Here is a 17,767-nt window from a genome sequence, read left to right as displayed (position 1 = left end):
ATTATCTATAAAATGAAATCATTACTATTATAACTATTAGGGAGGATTATAGTGAAACCGATCTATATTACCTTAGGGTTTTTATTTTTGGCGCTTGGAGTTATTGGTGTAGTGCTACCGTTGCTACCGACTACACCGTTTCTGCTGCTAGCGACCTTTTTCTTTATGCGGGGGTCCGAAAGGATTCACCAGTGGTTTTCGAATACCGCTCTGTACCAAAAGCATCTAGAGAGTTTTGTTCAAACAAGGTCGTTGAAGCTGTCTACGAAAATCACCACATTGGGCTTAGCGTCAGCGATGCTGATTACAGGCTTTATTTTCACCCCTAATGTGTGGGGCAAAGCGCTCATCGTCTTGGTCATCCTTTTTAAATATTATTACTTTATATTCCGAATCGGAACAGTGAGAAACGCTGCAGCAGAAATAACGCCTTCATCTTCACTTGCCCCTACTCCGAAAAAAAGGTCTAAAATGGTCGACAGCCGTCTGCTCGGTCTAGTGGAACATTCTCGGAAATATATCGTATTGGGTGTGCTTGTGCAGTGGATCGGTCTTTTGGGGAGTATAGCCGCTGTGTTGTCTATGGCCTTTGTTATGCAGCAGGCATGGGAAGGACAAGTGACTCGCAAGCTGATTCTATCTATGACGGTCATTGTTATTACTGCTATTACAGTTCGCTGTCTGAGCAATTATGCAGCCAGTATGTTATCCTATCGTGCTTCGGTAAATGCTAAAAAAACGCTGCGCTCGCAAATTTACGGCAAGTTGCTCAAAATGGGACCCGCATATACAGATCATACCTCCACCTCGGGGGTTATACAGGTTGCTGTAGAAGGGGTAGAGCAGCTTGAAACCTATTTCGGTAGATACATGCCTCAGCTATTTTACAGTCTGCTTGCCCCCGTAACGTTATTCATCACCCTCTCTTTTGTCAGCTTCAAAGCAGCCATTATACTATTGATCTGCGTTCCCTTAATTCCAGTGTCGATCATTGTCATTATGAGGATGGCTAAAAAGCTTTTTCGGAAATATTGGGGCAGTTACGTCAATCTGGGCCACAGCTTTTTGGAGAATGTACAAGGTCTGACTACGCTCAAAATGTACGGAACAGACCAGGATAAACATCAGGAAATGAACACAGCAGCGGAGGATTTTCGCAAAATGACGATGAAAGTGCTGACTATGCAGCTTAACTCCGTGGCCATTATGGATCTTATCGCATTTGGTGGTGCCGCTGCGGGTGTACTGGTCGCGGTAAGCGAATATTCTTCAGGCCATATTGGCTTGGCAGGAGCAATCATCATTGTTTTGCTGTCGGCAGAATTTTTCATTCCTCTGCGTCTGCTGGGTTCTTACTTTCATATCGCCATGAACGGAATGGCAGCAAGCGACAAAATATTTCAAATGTTGAGTACTGAGGATCTTATACAAGGACAAGAAAGCATAGAAAACACAGATATTCGACTGGAACAGGTGAGTTTCGCCTACGACGAAAGAGATACCTTACGAAATATATCCATGGATATTCCCCAGGGCAGCTTTGTTTCAATTGTTGGGGAATCAGGCTCTGGTAAAAGTACGGTAGCCGGATTGATCGTTGGGCACCACGAGGGGTATCGAGGAAGTCTGACGATTGGAGGAACCGAGCTTACCGATATTTCGGAAGAAAGCCGCATGCGTCACATGACCTGGATCGGATTTAATAGCTATATTTTTAAAGGCACAGTGGAAGCAAATTTAAAAATGGGCAATGAGCACGCGGATGAGCAACAAATGCTGGAAGCTTTGCGACAAGTGAAGCTGTATGATTTTATCCTTTCAGAAGGAGGACTGGAAGCAGAACTGGAGGAGCAAGGGGCAAATCTGTCAGGAGGACAGCGCCAACGGCTAGCACTAGCCAGAGCATTGCTGCATGATAGTCGTGTGTACATTTTTGACGAGGCCACCTCTAACATTGACAGTGAAAGTGAGGAAGGCATTATGGAGGTTATACATGCGCTGGCAGGTCAAAAAACAGTGATTCTTATCTCTCACAGACTGGAAAATGTAGTTCAATCCGACTGTATCTATGTGCTGCAAAACGGTTTGGTGGCAGAATCGGGAACGCATCATGAGCTGTTGAGCCAGCAGGGACATTATGCGGAGATGTATCTCAGTCAACACCGGGTAGAGCAGTTTGTAAAAGGAGGGGCTGTATATGCGTAGACATGGATTACGGATCATGGGCCAATTATTGGTATTGGCGGGACCTCTTTTACCTGTGCTACTCATCACGATTGTTACAGGAGTGCTTGGTTTTGTTTGTGCTATTGGCATTATAGTGTTTGGAGCCCTAGCTCTGCTTACAGCAACGGGCATCACGACAGGCTACACCATGTCGTTTTTGCTGACGGCGATCGTGGTTTGTGCCGTACTACGCGGCGTATTCCGTTATGGCGAGCAAATGAGTGGTCATTATCTCGCTTTCAAGCTGCTGGCTGTACTGCGTGATAAGGTACTTCAAGCCCTGCGCAGACTCGCTCCAGCCAAATTGGAAGGCAAGGACAAGGGGAATCTGATTTCACTCATTACGAGTGATATTGAGCTACTGGAAGTATTTTATGCGCATACGATAGCGCCTGTTATGATCGGCATCATCACTTCACTACTCATGGTGTTTTTTATCGGTTCTTATGAGCCTCTATTAGGCTGGCTTGCTGCGCTTGCTTACCTAACTGTCGGTTTATTTATTCCTTTACTCACGTCACGTATGGGCAAACGTCAGGGGATGGAATACCGAAGTAGCTTTGGCAAGCTGAGCAGTTATTTTTTGGACAGCTTACGGGGTATGAAGGAAATTGTGCAATATGGGCAAGGAGAACAACGTTTGAATGAGATTAACCGTCGTACGGATCAATTGGATGCCAAGCAGAAGGACTTGAAGCATCATGAAGGTATCACAAGAGCCATCACAGATGCGGCTGTAGTTGGATTCTCATTCTTGATGCTGCTGGCTGGATTGTACGGTATGTCTAATGGTCAGGTTGACTTTACAGGTATGCTAATTTCTGTCATTGCCCTGTTTAGTTCATTTGGTCCTGTCGTCGCACTGAGCAATTTGTCCAACAATTTGCTTCAAACGCTGGCGAGCGGGGAACGAGTGTTGAGTCTATTGGAGGAAGCCCCGGAGGTAGAGGAAAATATCGAAGGGATGAGTGTTGCCTTTACTGGGGTACAAGTAGACAAGGTGACTTTTGCATACGATGGTCAAACGGTGCTGAATGATGTAAGTCTCACGATACCGCATAAGCGGATTCTAGGCATTCAGGGTAAAAGCGGCTCTGGTAAGTCTACGCTGCTGAAGTTGATGATGCGATTTAGGGACCCGCAGCAAGGTGGAATTTTGCTATCCGGACACGATTTGAAGGAAATTGGAACCCGACATTTGAGAGGGTTACAGAGCTATGTAGACCAGCATACGTTCCTGTTTGATGATTCAATTGCAGCTAATATCAAAATCGGAAAGCCTGATGCTACACATGAGCAGGTTGTGGAAGCAGCACGTAAGGCATCAGTGCACGATTTTATTATGACCTTGCCTCAAGGGTATGACAGCCGAGTTGGAGAATTAGGGGACAGGCTGTCCGGTGGAGAACGCCAACGCTTGGGGTTGGCGAGAGCCTTTGTCCATAATGCGCCTCTCTTACTGCTCGACGAGCCTACCAGCAATTTGGACAGCCTGAACGAGGCGATTATTTTAAAATCGTTAAAGGAACAGCAGCAAGATAAAACGGTTGTCCTTGTTTCGCACCGAAGTTCTACCATGCGGATTGCAGACGATATTTTTGAAATGGATAACCGTAGATTGTCCTGACTTTTCTAACGTGTTTTTTAACGTACTTATTTAGCGATAAGTGATGAAATCTAGGAAATTATTGTTATGCTTGAGGGCAAAAGCTGTAGCCTGTTCATGGTTTTGTCATAAAATGGAGTGTGCGTTGAAATGGAAGCGTCATCCTTATTTAAATCATCCAGCTTTTCAAGCTTGTCTTATTTTGATAGCCTATTAGGTGAAGATTTTACAAAATCCTGAGGTATATTGACAAGTCATAAACATCATAAATGATGGATGAACAGAGGCTGTAAGCCGATGTACAGAAATGGGTGGTGAACAGGAATGTCAGATTTCAATCAGCTCAAAGAGCTTGAGCACACAACATATCCCATATATGAAGGCTATGATTTGGGTCTTACTTATACGCCTGTGGGCAGCAAGTTCAAGGTATGGGCACCGACTGCGCAGCAGGTCCATATAGCGTTGTATAACGATGCGGGGGTGTACGATCAGGAGGGGAACGTTCAGGAGCACAGCGGTGGTCAGGAATTTCTCATGAGCCGTGATGATCAAGGTGTATGGTCTATAGAGCTGGAAGGGGACTGGAACAAATATTATTACATGTACAGGCTGGAGTGGGCGGACAACACCATTCATTATGCTGCCGATCCATATGCCACAGGGGTATCAGCCAACGGGCAGCGTACAGCGATCATTGATTTGGCTCAAACCAACCCGGACGGATGGGAATTGGATGTGGGGCCTACACTTAAGCGGCCGACGGATGCCATTCTCTATGAGCTTCATGTACGTGATTTTTCGATGGATACCCATTTTAATACGGGGAAAAAAGACTTATTTGCTGCTCAGGGACGGTTTGAGGCCTTTACGTATACGGGATTGAAGGATACTGAGGGGAACAGCATCGGGCTGGATCATCTACTGGAGCTGGGCATTACACATGTTCATTTGCTTCCAGTAGCTGATTTTCATACGGTAAATGACTTTGCGGAATTAGATACTGAATATAACTGGGGCTATGATCCGCAGCATTATAATGTGCCGGAGGGGTCTTATTCTTCCAATCCGGCTGATCCGGAGACACGCATACGAGAGCTGAAACTGCTGGTACAGTCTTTGCATACTGCCGGCATCGGTGTCATTATGGACGTTGTGTACAACCATACTTATTCGGTGGAACAGGGGCCATTTGAGCCTGTTGTACCTGGATATTATTACCGTACAGATGAACAAGGGCAGCTCACCAATGGATCAGGGGTAGGTAATGAGGTGGCAACCGAACGTCCGATGGTGCGCAAGTATATCAAGGATTCACTACGCTATTGGGCAGAGGAATATCATATAGACGGCTTTCGATTTGATCTGATGGGTCTGATTGATACCCCAACCGTGGTGCAGCTTACGCAAGAACTTCGCTCTGAAGTGCGTTCGGATCTGCTTATCTATGGTGAGCCTTGGACGGGAGGAGAATCTCCGCAACCCTTGCTTACGCTAAAAGGAACGCAACGGGACAAAGGCTTTGCTGTTTTTAACGACAACTACCGTTCTGCTATTAAGGGGGATAGCGACGGTACTGGGAGCGGGTTTGCCACAGGTGCAGAACATCAGGAGGAACAGGTGCTCAAAGGTGCTTTTGGGGCGATTCATGATTTCACAGCTCAGCCATCGGAGACCGTCAATTATGTAACTGCCCACGATAATCTCAATCTGTGGGATAAAATTTTGACGGTAAGACAATTGCGGGAGCACTGTCGTTTTCCACAATGGGAGCAGGGGAAGCCACAGGATGGGAGGACACCTGAACAAGCTGTTGCCGAAGCAGACCCGTATTGGGAACTGGATGAAAATAACTTGCTAGAGGACGAAACCGTACGCAAGTCCCTGTTAGCTAACGGCATGGTACTTACATCTCAAGGTATTCCTTTTATTCATGCAGGGGATGAACTGCTGCGCTCCAAATGTGGAGACCATAATAGCTACCGAAGCTCAGATGTAGTCAATGCCATCCGTTGGGATAACAAGGCGAGGTTTCGCCCAGTGTTTGATTACTACCAAGGCTTAATTGCTTTGCGACGCAGCCACCCGGCATTCCGAATGGATCATCGTGAGCTGGTGGAGCAGCACATGGAAGTGCTGCAAAGCAGTGGGCATGTGGTGGCTTTTGCTTTGAGGCACCATGCTAACGGTGATGCCTGGAATCATATTGTGGTGATTTATAACGGCTCGGATGCAGAGCAGACGATAGCATTGCCTGCGGAATCGGATCGTTGGCATGTGGTCGTGGACGCACACGGGGCTGGTAATGAGACACGGTATGAAGTCGTAGGCCATCGTGTAACCGTATCACGCTGGTCGATGATGGTGTTATATGATCAGGAAGAACCTGCACGAGTCTCATTTGTGACTGAACAAGATCAGGCTAATCGTCAGGCGGAGAACGAATTGGAAGACTCGGATGAAGGGACAGATCAAGAAATTGCAGGTACAGCCATAGCGTTGACAGATGTCCAGTTTGGAAAAGATAGTAAAGTCGCCCCATTTCGCACGATTGAACTGATCTACGAGCGCGCGGATCGGCAATACACTGGCTGGAACGTATGGGTATGGGGAACGGGGCACCGCGACGGACATGTCGAATTCCGTGATTTGGATGATGGTCGTGCAGTAGCGCGTATTCAGGTGGCCCCTGATATACAGCGAATCGGCTACATTGTCCGGCTTAATCACTGGGATGCCAAGGATGTGGAGGCAGATCGATATATTGATATAGACCCGAACCAGTCTGTGATGCACGTATTGATTCATAGTGGCAGAGAAGAATATTTGCTACTGGTAAATGATAATCGGGCCGGATAGACTTGTATGCTTGGTCGCTATATACACGCAAGTAGCATTTTTCGATCATTTCGAGAAATGCTATTTTTTTATGCAAACGTGTGTCAGTTTCAGAAAAAAGGGGTAAAATAGAATTATGGACTTGTTTAGTTTTGCCAGCTTGCTGGCTTATATCCTGTAGTACGACTGGTAAACAGGCAAGATTCTTGGAGGAAAATCATTTGTAAGGTAACCTGAAGGAGGTTGTATATCATGAGTTCTAATGGAGGAAGTATTCAACTGACCGCCCAGCCGAGAACAGAGAAGAAGGGTTCGGCTATTCGTGAATTGAGGTTAAAAGGACGGATTCCAGCTGTGGTTTACGGCTCTGAGCTTGAAGGAACCCCTGTACATGTCGATGCCAAGGAATTTAATAAAGTAGTCAGAACCGGACGTTCAGAGGTGTTTAACCTCACTGTAGAGGGTGGAGAAACCATTCCAGTTATTATTAAAGATTATCAACAGCGTGACAATCAGTGGTTGCATGCCGATTTTTTGAAAATTGCCAAAAACAAACCGCTTCGCGTGCGTGTTTCTATTGATTATCAGGGTACACCTGTAGGTACAAAAACAGGCGGTATTCTGCAAGTTCAGGAAACGGAAGTAGAAGTCGAAGGTCTTCCGGCTGATTTACCATCTACCATTGAGGTGGATGTATCCGCACTGGATGTTGGCGACAAGCTGAGCGCTAGCGACTTGAAACTCCCTAAAGGAGTAACACTGCACGTCCCTGAAGAAGAACTGCTTGCTTCTATTATCGTTCCGCGTGCAGTTGAAGTGGAAAATGCTGCTGTGGAAGGTGATGCAGCGGCAACCGAAGGCGCTAAAGAGGCTTCCGAAAACAAGGAATCCTAATGTTGTCAGTTGGTATATGAACCTTTTCCAATTGCGAAGATCATCAAAAATGAATTCAAAATCGCTCCCTGCTAGGGGGCGATTTTTTGCATTCATTCATTTATTTACGATTACATACTCTTTCCCTTTAAAAGTTGTCCTGTTGTAATTTGGCGATTAAAGGGAATGTGGAGTGTTTGTACGATTTTCATTCACTACGTGTTCTGATATGACGATATATAAAGTATGGCATTTACATTTTTATTTTATAAATACCTAATATATATCTAAGGAGCGCGTACACAATCATGGACAGAACGAGTGAATTGTTGTGGCAAAGAAACAAATTGGTGATCATTATTTTTTGGATTATGGCCTTGAGCGGCATCGTCCCGGCATTATCTAATCCCTCGATGTGGGTATCTAATGGTGTAGGATTTGTAGTCGCGGCAGTTTTAACGATCCTGAATATGAAAAAGAAAGGAATCCGCCTTATTCCGTGGATTACTACGTTTTTTAGCGTATTAATGTGTATATTTTTGAACTTATCTAGCGTCGAGGTAGTGACCACCATATTAATTTGCTCTTTGTTTTTGCTGTATCCTTCTTACCGATATTTTCTGGTAGCTATGACCTTAAATCTCTGTAATATTTTTGTGCAAATAACAATCGGTACGCCCCCAGTTCCCCCAGCTACCGGTTCTTTGCGCTATGTGCATGAGTTTATTATTGTTTTACTTATTGGTTTGCTACTGTTAGTGGTATCGGTGTTAAATCAAAAGCAGTTTAAGAAAAGTGAAGAGCAAAATAAAGATATCGATGCTACAAGGCAACGAATTGAATTTCTGTTTGAGCAAGTTAAACAAGCAGTGGCTGGATTGCATAACTTTACAGAACGATTCAGGAATCAAGTGGATGCTACGGGCAGCGTGACGCATGAAGTCGCTATCGGGTTTCAGGAGGTTGCCAAAGGGGTAGAAATGCAAGCTTCGAATATCACCGAGGTTACGGATAACTTGGCCCAATCTGACCGGCACGTGCGAGAGGTAGCTGATCATTCCCGAGAACTGAAGCAGCTTTCCGAAGATACGAAAAATGCCGGGGACAGAGGGAGCAGTCAACTGCTGGCATTAACGTCTCAAATCAAGGATTTGGGTCAGGTCATGAGTCGTACCAAAGAAGAACTGGACGAGTTTAAAGTACAAAGTGATAGCATGTCTGCCATGCTTAAAGATATTACTCAAATCTCAAAACAAACTAATTTGCTGTCCTTGAATGCATCCATTGAGGCCGCCAGAGCGGGAGAGCATGGAAAAGGATTTGCCATCGTAGCTGGAGAAGTGCGTAATTTGGCTGAAATGGTAGGGAACACCTCGGTGGCGATGGAAGGTATCTTGACTCAACTGAGAACTCAGATGGATTCTGTCGTTAACCAATTTGATATGGGACAGCAAAGGCTACAGCAAAGTATGGAATCGGCACATTCGACCGAAATTGTACTGGAGGATATCCTGCAAAATGCCAATAAAGTGCTGCAGCAGGCCGTAGATGTGGAAAACAGTACGAATAGCATGCAGCAATACTCATCTCAGGTTGTTCAAGAAATGACGGAATTTTCAAGTGTAACGGAACAAGCGAGTGCAGCGTCAGAACAAATTTTGGCTGGAGTAGAGGAGCAACGAAATATAACCTCCAATATGGTGACCGGGTTTAGTGAGCTGGAGGCGTTGATTATCCAATTAAAAGAACTGGTACATGATCAGAAGGAGGACAACATTCCTACCGAAATCAGCAAAAGCAAATAACCGAAATGCTTCATTATCGGACTAGAGATCCGGGGATTATCGCTATCTAGCGGTACTCTCCGGTTTTTTACTGTGTTTGAAGAAGGGAAATGAAGATGGGATTTCTAGAAGCTATAATTAGATGGAAGTTGATGGTATAATTTGTGGCAGTTTAAATGCTTTGTAACTAAGGGGGGATGACCATGATCATAGGAAAGCAAGCACCCAAATTAAAAGTTGGAGACGAGATACGCATTCTTTCGCCGTCCAGAAGCTTGTCGATCGTTTCTGAGGAAAATCGCTTGATTGCCCAGCAACGACTGGAGGAGCTAGGGTTTAAAGTGAGTTTTTCGCAACATGTGCTGGAAAATGATGATTTTACATCTTCCTCGATAGAGTCCAGAGTCGCAGACTTGCACGAAGCTTTTGTCGATCCAAAGGTAAAGGGCATCCTGACTTCAATTGGGGGCTATAATGCCAATCAGCTCCTTACCCATCTTGACTATGAACTGATTGGAGCTCATCCTAAACGATTATGTGGTTATTCGGATATAACAGCGTTAAGCCATGCGATTTATGCAAAAACGGGGCTTATCACGTATGCAGGACCTCATTTTTTGACGTTTGCCATGTTGCGAGGAAATGATTATACGACGGCGTATTTTCAAAGGTTGATGTTGGAAGAGGGCAGCATTCAAATCCAGTCTTCGTCGGAGTGGAGTGACGATACTTGGTATCTAGATCAGGATCAAAGAAGCTTTTACCGCAATGCGGGTCCGTATGCGATTCATGAAGGTGAAGCAACGGGTACGATTGTGGGCGGAAACTTGTGTACCCTGAATTTGTTGCAGGGGACTCCGTATATGCCGAGTCTGGAAGGAAGCATTCTATTTGTTGAGGATGATTACGAAAGCTCTCCCGCTACGTTTGATCGGGATTTGCAATCACTGTTGCACCAGCCTGGATTTGATCAGGTTAAGGGGATCATCATAGGACGATTTCAGCAGGCGTCGCATATGACAGAAGAATTGCTGCGGCAAATCATTAGCTCGAAAAGAGAATTGGCCTCCATTCCAGTGATTGCAGATGCTGATTTTGGTCATACTACGCCGCAGTTTACATATCCGATTGGTGGGAAGGCTAGCATCCATGCCCGTAATGGCAGGGTGAGTACTGAAATATGTGAATAATTAACACAACTTATGTAGGCATATCCGTTTTTATTTGGGAGGAACGCAGGTGAACGCCTTGTTGGAAATGCTGATGCAGCTATTTGAGCGCGCAGCGTTGTTACTGATTTGTTTATTTTTTATTACACGTATCCCGCGCTTTAAGGAAACCTTGCAAAAGAACAGCCATTCTCCGGCAGAGCTGGCCATATTAACATTGATCTTTTGTATGTTTGCGCTGTTCGGCACCTACACCGGGATTGAAGTCGAAGGTTCGCTTGTTAACGTTCGAATCATTGCAATTATGGCAGGCGGTATTTTGTTCGGACCATGGGTTGGGATCGTTACAGGTATTGTATCAGGTATCCATCGTTATCTAATTGATATCGGGGGAGTGACCTCGATTCCGTGTCTGATTACGAGTATTTTGGCAGGTGTGGTGTCAGGATACATCGGCCGCCGGGTCAACCGTTCCAAGAGATGGCTAGTCGGTATCGCCGCAGGTATGGTCTGCGAAGCATTAACGATGCTGCTCATTCTGGTAATGGCACAACCCCATAACCTTGGAGTGGACATCGTTTCTAAGATTGGTCTACCGATGATTATCGGAGAAGTCAGTATCGGTTTAATCGTTCTGTTGATCCAGAGTGTGGAGGGGGAAAAGGAGAATATCGCGGCCAGACAGGCCAAGCTGGCACTGGACATTGCCAATAAGACGTTGCCTTATTTTCGCTCCATTAATGCGGAATCCTTGCATACCATTTGCTCGATCATAAAAGAAGATATCAAGGCAGACGCGGTGGCCATTACGGATACCAGAGATGTGCTGGCCTATGTCGGTTTTGGCGAAGAGCGTTATCACATCGGAGATGAGATCATTAGCGATGTGACTAAAACGACGATCCGTAGCGGTAAAATCACGATCCGCAACCATATTGCAGACGATAAAACACCCCAAATCCAGTCTCTGCTCATTATCCCGTTAGAGGAGCGCGGAGAAGTAACCGGCACGTTGAAGATATATTATCGCAAAGCTTATAAAATCACGTATCCGTTGCAGACGATGGCGATTGGCTTGTCTCAAATCATTTCCACGTTAATGGAAGTGTCGCGTGTGGAGCAAATTAAGGAAGCAGCGAATAAAGCCGAGCTAAAGGCGCTCCAAACGAAAATTAATCCCCATTTTCTGTTTAACGCGCTGAACGCCATTGCCTCTACGACACGCACCAAGCCGGATAAGGCACGAGAGCTGATCATTAATTTATCGGGCTATCTGCGCTATAATTTGGAGCTGAATGATGATTTGATCGAAATTCATAAAGAGCTTCAGCAGGTGTCTGATTACGTGGAAATTGAAAAAGCACGCTTCGGCAACCGACTTCAGGTAGAGTATGTAATGGATGAGGTGTCTGTGCGTATTCCAAGTCTTATTATCCAGCCCCTGGTTGAGAATGCGATTAATCACGGAATCCTCAAGAAAAAGGGGTCAGGTACAGTAACTATTTCTGTAAAGGATCGTGGAGAAAAGGTGCGTATTTCTGTGGCAGATACCGGGGTAGGTATACGCGATGATGTTGTGGATAACCTGTATCATGATCGGGTTCCGGCTAAACAGATCGGCTTGTACAATGTGCACAGACGGCTCAAGCTTATGTACGGCGAAGGAGTTATTATTCTGAAGCATGAACCGGGCACCGAAGTTTATTTTGACATACCAAAGGAGAAGTCATGAAGGCCATAATTGTAGAAGACGAGCTTCCGGCGCGTGAAGAGCTGGAGTATCTTATTCAGACTCATAGCAACATTGAGGTGACCGATAGTTTCGAGGATGGGCTAGATGTGTTTCGGTTTCTGCAAGATCAGGAGACGGACGCGATCTTTCTGGATATTAACATTCCTTCATTGGACGGGATGCTGCTGGCACAGAACATAAGCAAATTTGCCAAAAAGCCCTATATTATTTTTACGACCGCCTATAAAGAACATGCGGCGCAAGCCTTTGAGCTGGAGGCGTTCGACTACATCCTCAAACCATATGATGAAAAACGGATCGCATCTATGCTGCGTAAGCTGGAAAATGCTTATGAGCAGCAGAACGTTCCAATACAGGAACCTGTCCAGACTGCGCAACCCCGAGCTGCTGAAGCCAGCACCGTTGCAGCTCCAGGTCGTATTAATCTGCTGAAAAATGACAAAATCATTGTGACGGATGCGAACGATATTTACTATGCGTGTGCGCAGGAAAAGGTGACCCGTGTCTTTACAAGGCACGAAGAATATACGATGCCGATGAGCATTTCGGAATTTCATGCCCGGCTGCCGCAGCAGGACTTTTTCCGCTGTCACCGTTCATACACGGTGAATCTATCGCAGATCCGTGAAATTGTACCTTGGTTCAACCATACGTATCTCCTGCGTTTGCGTGGACTAGAAGCAGAGATTCCGGTGAGCCGTAGTAAAGCCAAGGAATTTCGGCAAATTATGCGACTTTAAAGGCATTTCATTCCGCTATATGTGCATTTCATTCCTCAAACGATTTCTGGCTAACATGCAGGGTTATAATAATCGATGTAGAGAGAATCCTTACAGACTTGCTCCTCCACAGGCGCAAAGCGTACTGGATTCCCGGTTATCATGATAACAAACTGACGCTGTAGAGCCGGAATGAAAAGAGGAGATTTATATGAAAACAAACAGCGGAAATCGTTGGCTTGTCGTGCTTGGAACGATAATTGTCCAGATGGGATTAGGAACCATTTACACATGGAGTTTATTTAATCAACCGTTGGTGGACCGCTTTGGCTGGAACCTCAGTTCGGTTGCCATTACATTTTCAATTACCAGTTTTGCACTGGCGTTTGCTACATTATTCGCAGGCAAACTACAGGATAAATGGGGACTACGTCGTTTGATTTTGTGTGCAGGTGTCGTGTTAGGAGCAGGGCTTATGCTCAGTTCGCAGGTAACATCGCTGTCCCTGCTTTACATTTTGGCGGGTATTGTCGTAGGTTTTGCGGATGGAACGGCATATATTACATCATTGTCGAATCTGATTAAGTGGTTTCCTGAGAAAAAAGGACTTATTTCCGGTATTTCGGTTGGGGCATATGGAACAGGCAGTCTTATATTCAAGTATATTAATGGTTCGTTGATTCAGTCCGTTGGCGTATCACAAGCGTTTTTATATTGGGGAATGATCGTGCTGATTATGATTGTGGGTGGTTCTTTCCTGGTAAGAGAAGCTGTAGTCGTGAACAAGCCTTCGGTACAAAATGGGGTTGTACAGCGAGATTACACCGTCAAAGAAATGCTGCGCACCAAGCAGGCATATCTGTTGTTCGTAATGTTCTTTACCGCTTGTATGAGTGGTCTCTACCTGATTGGGGTAGTCAAAGATATCGGCGTACGGATGGCCGGCCTAGATGTAGCAACAGCTGCTAATGCGGTCGCTATGGTCGCTATTTTTAATACGGCGGGTCGGATCATTTTAGGTGCGCTATCGGATAAAGTAGGTCGTCTGAAAGTAGTAGCGGGTGCGTTGCTGACAACGGCGGTCGCAGTCACAGTGCTGAGTCTGGTACCGCTGAATTATGGTTTATTCTTTGCCTGTGTAGCAGGAATTGCTTTTTGCTTCGGCGGCAACATTACAGTCTTTCCTGCCATTGTAGCTGATTTCTTCGGTCTGAAAAATCAAAGCAAAAACTATGGTATTGTGTATCAAGGCTTTGGCCTCGGTGCGCTGGCGGGGTCATTTATTGCAGCCTTGCTCGGTGGATTCATCCCGACCTTTACCACGATTGCTGTGCTGTGTGTCGTATCGTTCCTAATTGCCCTCACCATTCGCACTCCAGAACAAGGCAAAGGCAAACTGCGCAGTGAACGGAAGAAAAATACGAACAGTGTGCGCAGCATGAAGCCCGGAACGAAACTGGGTTAAACGATTTGAGAAAAAAGAACCAGATGAATGCCAAAAGACCTGTCATCATTTCTCTAAGGGAGATTATGGCAGGTTATTTGTTTTTCCAATAATCTATTTTACGGTATAATAAAAAGATGTGTAATAAGCCGATATATACAAAAGACATAAGCTAAGAACCTGACAGGAGGACGAGTCATGATCGTGGATACAAGCGGGAATCTGCTTGCCCGCAATACGAAGCTGCGAAATACATATCAAATTCGAAGCGCCTTGTCCCGCAGTGAGCTGGCCATCGTGTATACGGCAAGGCTGTTGGATAACCGAGAAAAGGTCATTGTGAAGGAATTTTTTCCGAATGCACTGGCTTTGCGGGGGATGGATCGAAAAACGGTCACTTGCGGTGCTTCTATGCAATCCAAATACGTGGAGTTTATGCATTATTTTTTGCGTGAAGGGCAAATGTTGAAGGAGTTAAGTCATCCGGGAATTGTCGGTTATATAGATCACTTTGAGGAAAATGGAACTGCCTATCTGGTCATGGAATACTGTGCAGGCAAGACACTGGATCGAATGATGAAAGAAGAGGCTGTGCCAACGTATGATCCCACTTTTTTGTACCATACGCTGCTACCTTTAATTGATGCCATGGAGTACATTCATGACAAAGGAATTATTCATCGGGATATTAAGCCGGGCAACATTATGATTGGGGAAAATGGCAACATCAAGCTGATTGATTTTGGTTCGGCTGTGCATTTTGAAGGCAAAGAGCATCCGATCTTCACCACGGCGGGCTATTCTCCACTGGAATTTTACTCTAATCGTTCGCAGCAGGGACCTGTATCGGATATCTATAGTTTGGCCGCCACGCTGTATTATTGCCGAAAAGGAACACCTCCGCCAGATGTGCCAGGCCGATTGTTTGCAGATCATTCCGAGCGGATTCAGATTGAAAATGCGGGACTTTCTCTGCTGCCGTATGTCATTCGGCGTGGTCTGGAGGTACAGGCTAACAAGCGTTGCCGCTCACTTCGATGGTTTAAAGCCGCACTACGTGCGGAATATTGGATAAAAAAAGGGAAGCGCCCTACTCTTACGGTTCGTTAATCGTAAGAGACGGTGCTTCTCTTTTTTTTACGTTGTGACGGACATTATCCTGTCGGAGCTTGGATATGGTCGGTGTACACTGAAGTATTCGGTTTAATCGCTTTGTATCGCAGCTCGATTTCAGTCACACCATCCTCGAATGTAATGTACAGTTTGTCGCTGTACTCCATGACCGCTTTTTTGTTGCGGGCTAATCTGATCTTTCCATGCTGTAAGGCACAGCGTGTATCATGTTTCACGATTAGGCTCCCTTTTTTTCCTGCGGAAAATAGAATCCGTTCCGCTTCTGGCAACGGTTCGTGAACGTCAAGCGTACGGAACAACTCCTGTAAGCTGACCTTACGACCCGGAAAGGAGGTGAGCGGCCAAGATTTTACCGGAATCTCCTGTCCACTTGCTGTAGCGAGAAAATATCCTTCGATTCTTCCGGCAAACTGCGGCTTCGGCCGCAAGAACCAATACAGAAAAGCGGCTACCACGACACTGATGGCTACCGTCCATTTAATGGCTGTATACCGGGATTGTACGGAAACGGTTAGTGTAGCGCTGCTGGATGCGCCTTCCGGATCGGTAGCGGTAATCTTTAGCTGAGTGTCACCTGTGTGGAGCTCGGATAGCAGCAGATCATTACCGTTAATCTCAGCATGGACCGCATCCCCAGAGGCTTCTGAATCCAGCTTATAGTTCAGCTTGTCATGATTCGGGTCAATGATAAAATCCGATAAACTTCGACGGGAATCGCCGTCTTCTTTTACCAGGCGAATCGTCAGGTCTTTCAAGACTTGTGGCGCTGCATTGGCCGCGTGAACTTTAAGTACAGTTCCCTTACGGTACCATTGCGGACTATCCAGGGATAGCTGCCATGTATAATCCCCGGTTTGAGGGAACGCATATTCGGTATGGAAGGCTCCTGACTTATAGGTCATAGGCACCTTTTTGGCTGTGCCCCCCTTTGGAGTAACTATAATATGGGCTTGGAGAGACGTATATACGGCTTCATCCGTAAGCTTTTGACTGTCGGGTAACAGGAGCTGAGCTTGAAACGGTGTGGCTTGACCTTTCAGCAACTGCACAGGCTTGTCGCCATGAGTTGCCGTTGCTTGCTTTCCTCCCATGGTAGCTTCGGCTTCCAGTCGATAGCTGCCAAGTAAATTAATTTTTACCAAATCCCCGCGTATGCCCCGTAGTTTCAACTTCACTTTACCTGCCTGTGGATGCTCGATTTTTAAAATCGCATATCGGCTCGACTTGTACCTGCGGACATTTTCTGAATTGGAATATAGCTGTGTTTCCAGAAGGGGATGCTCCGACAAAAGCACCAGATTGGCTTCCTCCATACTAGAATCAGGTAGAGTTACAGTTAATTCTTGCATCTCGCCAGTGGTCGTAATTGCAGCAATTGGAACGAGCTTGGAGCGAATTTGACTGGCGAAAATACGGTTCAGAATTTCCGGCAGATCCTCGGCACTACTCGTAATAAAAGAAGCTCCACCCGTTTGAGAAGCGATCCGTTCGAGTTCTTGTCGGTTCACTGTGCCATCATGGTTCAGACCAATCGTGTACACCGGATATCCCTTGGTCTGTGCAGATTTGATGACAGAGGACACATCGTTATTGGAGTCACCTTTAGATCGGGAACCAGAGGAGGCACCAAAATCAGTCTCTCCATCTGACAATAGAATCATAAAAGGCTGACGCCCTTGGGATGCTCCTGCCGCTAGTAGCTCCGAGCCTTTGCGCAACCCAAGTCCCAAATCCGTATAACCGGAACGGTTTAGCATTCTGATATCCTGCTGGATTTGGGATTTTTGCGCTGCCACGGCAATCGTAGTCAGTGGTTTCGAGGCGACCACGTTGTGATTGTAGGCAACGAATCCTACGCGTGTGCGGTCTGCATCACTCAAATCCATAAACATATTGATGACTTCGGCAGCAATGCCCTCAGGATCAGTATCCCTCATGGAATAACTGGTATCCAATACAAAAACGGCATCATAACCCTCGATCGGGACAGCACCCAAAGATGCTGCATTAGCCTGATTTACAGTGCAAATGCCCCCATTTAAGCCCATTTGTAAAAATAGTACAAAAGTCATGAAAACAATAATCCCTAGTTTCCTTATTCTGAACATAAGCTCCTCCATCGTCGAGACCAACATGGGGGGATCAACTCTCCTAATCCTTGGGATATAAGGGATAAAGGATCAAAACAGCTGATAAACCTCACATTAGCCATGAATTTGAT

The 17,767-nt window shown here is 45.8% G+C and carries 11 protein-coding genes; 10 read left to right on the top strand and 1 reads right to left on the bottom strand.

Going from position 1 to position 17,767, the window contains the following annotated elements; genetic code table 11:
- The first annotated feature begins 51 nt into the window (after positions 1 to 51).
- From MKX30_RS07635 to MKX30_RS07590, 10 genes are all read left to right on the top strand, one after another.
- Positions 52 to 2,205: a DUF454 family protein gene (locus MKX30_RS07635; RefSeq protein WP_081047498.1), complete on the top strand. Its 2,154-nt coding sequence runs from the start codon at positions 52 to 54 to the stop codon at positions 2,203 to 2,205.
- A complete protein-coding gene (gene cydC / locus MKX30_RS07630) occupies positions 2,198 to 3,853 on the top strand; it encodes a thiol reductant ABC exporter subunit CydC (RefSeq protein ID WP_053325946.1) in 1,656 nt (551 codons plus the stop codon). Before MKX30_RS07635 ends, cydC begins: the two co-directional genes overlap by 8 nt.
- A gap of 303 nt (positions 3,854 to 4,156) precedes the next feature.
- Positions 4,157 to 6,691 carry a type I pullulanase gene (pulA, locus tag MKX30_RS07625; protein WP_341062701.1) on the top strand — a complete coding sequence of 845 codons (2,535 nt, stop codon included), beginning with the start codon at positions 4,157 to 4,159 and terminating at the stop codon, positions 6,689 to 6,691.
- Between the two features lie 231 nt (positions 6,692 to 6,922).
- Positions 6,923 to 7,564: a 50S ribosomal protein L25 gene (locus MKX30_RS07620; RefSeq protein ID WP_028542463.1), complete on the top strand. Its 642-nt coding sequence runs from the start codon at positions 6,923 to 6,925 to the stop codon at positions 7,562 to 7,564.
- A 287-nt stretch (positions 7,565 to 7,851) separates the two neighbouring features.
- The gene (locus MKX30_RS07615) at positions 7,852 to 9,348 is read left to right on the top strand and encodes a methyl-accepting chemotaxis protein (protein WP_053325944.1); all 1,497 of its coding nucleotides are present in this window, start codon (positions 7,852 to 7,854) and stop codon (positions 9,346 to 9,348) included.
- Between the two features lie 182 nt (positions 9,349 to 9,530).
- Complete coding sequence (locus tag MKX30_RS07610; protein WP_053325943.1) at positions 9,531 to 10,517, top strand: S66 family peptidase; 987 nt, start codon at positions 9,531 to 9,533, stop codon at positions 10,515 to 10,517.
- Positions 10,518 to 10,566: 49 nt separating this feature from the next.
- Entirely contained in the window at positions 10,567 to 12,228 is a 1,662-nt protein-coding gene (locus MKX30_RS07605; protein ID WP_175405291.1) for a sensor histidine kinase, read from the top strand.
- Positions 12,225 to 12,989, top strand: a complete 765-nt coding sequence (locus MKX30_RS07600; protein WP_013311480.1) for a LytR/AlgR family response regulator transcription factor — start codon at positions 12,225 to 12,227, stop codon at positions 12,987 to 12,989. The genes MKX30_RS07605 and MKX30_RS07600 overlap by 4 nt, the downstream gene beginning before the upstream one ends.
- Positions 12,990 to 13,179: 190 nt before the next feature.
- Entirely contained in the window at positions 13,180 to 14,433 is a 1,254-nt protein-coding gene (locus tag MKX30_RS07595) for an L-lactate MFS transporter (protein ID WP_023989863.1), read from the top strand.
- Positions 14,434 to 14,610: 177 nt separating this feature from the next.
- Positions 14,611 to 15,522, top strand: coding sequence for a serine/threonine protein kinase (locus MKX30_RS07590; protein WP_013311478.1), 912 nt, complete (start codon positions 14,611 to 14,613; stop codon positions 15,520 to 15,522).
- A 44-nt stretch (positions 15,523 to 15,566) separates the two neighbouring features.
- Here the strand turns inward: MKX30_RS07590 and MKX30_RS07585 are convergent, their stop codons facing one another.
- Positions 15,567 to 17,654 (bottom strand): vWA domain-containing protein, encoded by a 2,088-nt coding sequence (locus MKX30_RS07585; protein ID WP_341062700.1) that lies wholly within the window; start codon positions 17,652 to 17,654, stop codon positions 15,567 to 15,569.
- Positions 17,655 to 17,767 lie beyond the last annotated feature (113 nt).

Source organism: Paenibacillus sp. FSL P2-0173, assembly GCF_038008045.1.
Taxonomy (GTDB): Bacteria; Bacillota; Bacilli; order Paenibacillales; family Paenibacillaceae; genus Paenibacillus; species Paenibacillus polymyxa_B.
Note: the sequence above shows the minus strand (reverse complement) of the source record. Positions and strands in the feature narration are given on the sequence as shown.

What these genes read in the sequence shown, in the direction of transcription:
- cydC (WP_053325946.1), top strand. Translation starts at nt 2,198, where the DNA reads ATGCGTAGACATGGATTACGGATCATGGGCCAATTATTGGTATTGGCG.
- pulA (WP_341062701.1), top strand. Translation starts at nt 4,157, where the DNA reads ATGTCAGATTTCAATCAGCTCAAAGAGCTTGAGCACACAACATATCCC.
- MKX30_RS07620 (WP_028542463.1), top strand. Translation starts at nt 6,923, where the DNA reads ATGAGTTCTAATGGAGGAAGTATTCAACTGACCGCCCAGCCGAGAACA.
- MKX30_RS07615 (WP_053325944.1), top strand. Translation starts at nt 7,852, where the DNA reads ATGGACAGAACGAGTGAATTGTTGTGGCAAAGAAACAAATTGGTGATC.
- MKX30_RS07610 (WP_053325943.1), top strand. Translation starts at nt 9,531, where the DNA reads ATGATCATAGGAAAGCAAGCACCCAAATTAAAAGTTGGAGACGAGATA.
- MKX30_RS07600 (WP_013311480.1), top strand. Translation starts at nt 12,225, where the DNA reads ATGAAGGCCATAATTGTAGAAGACGAGCTTCCGGCGCGTGAAGAGCTG.
- MKX30_RS07595 (WP_023989863.1), top strand. Translation starts at nt 13,180, where the DNA reads ATGAAAACAAACAGCGGAAATCGTTGGCTTGTCGTGCTTGGAACGATA.
- MKX30_RS07590 (WP_013311478.1), top strand. Translation starts at nt 14,611, where the DNA reads ATGATCGTGGATACAAGCGGGAATCTGCTTGCCCGCAATACGAAGCTG.
- MKX30_RS07585 (WP_341062700.1), bottom strand. Translation starts at nt 17,654, where the DNA reads ATGTTCAGAATAAGGAAACTAGGGATTATTGTTTTCATGACTTTTGTA.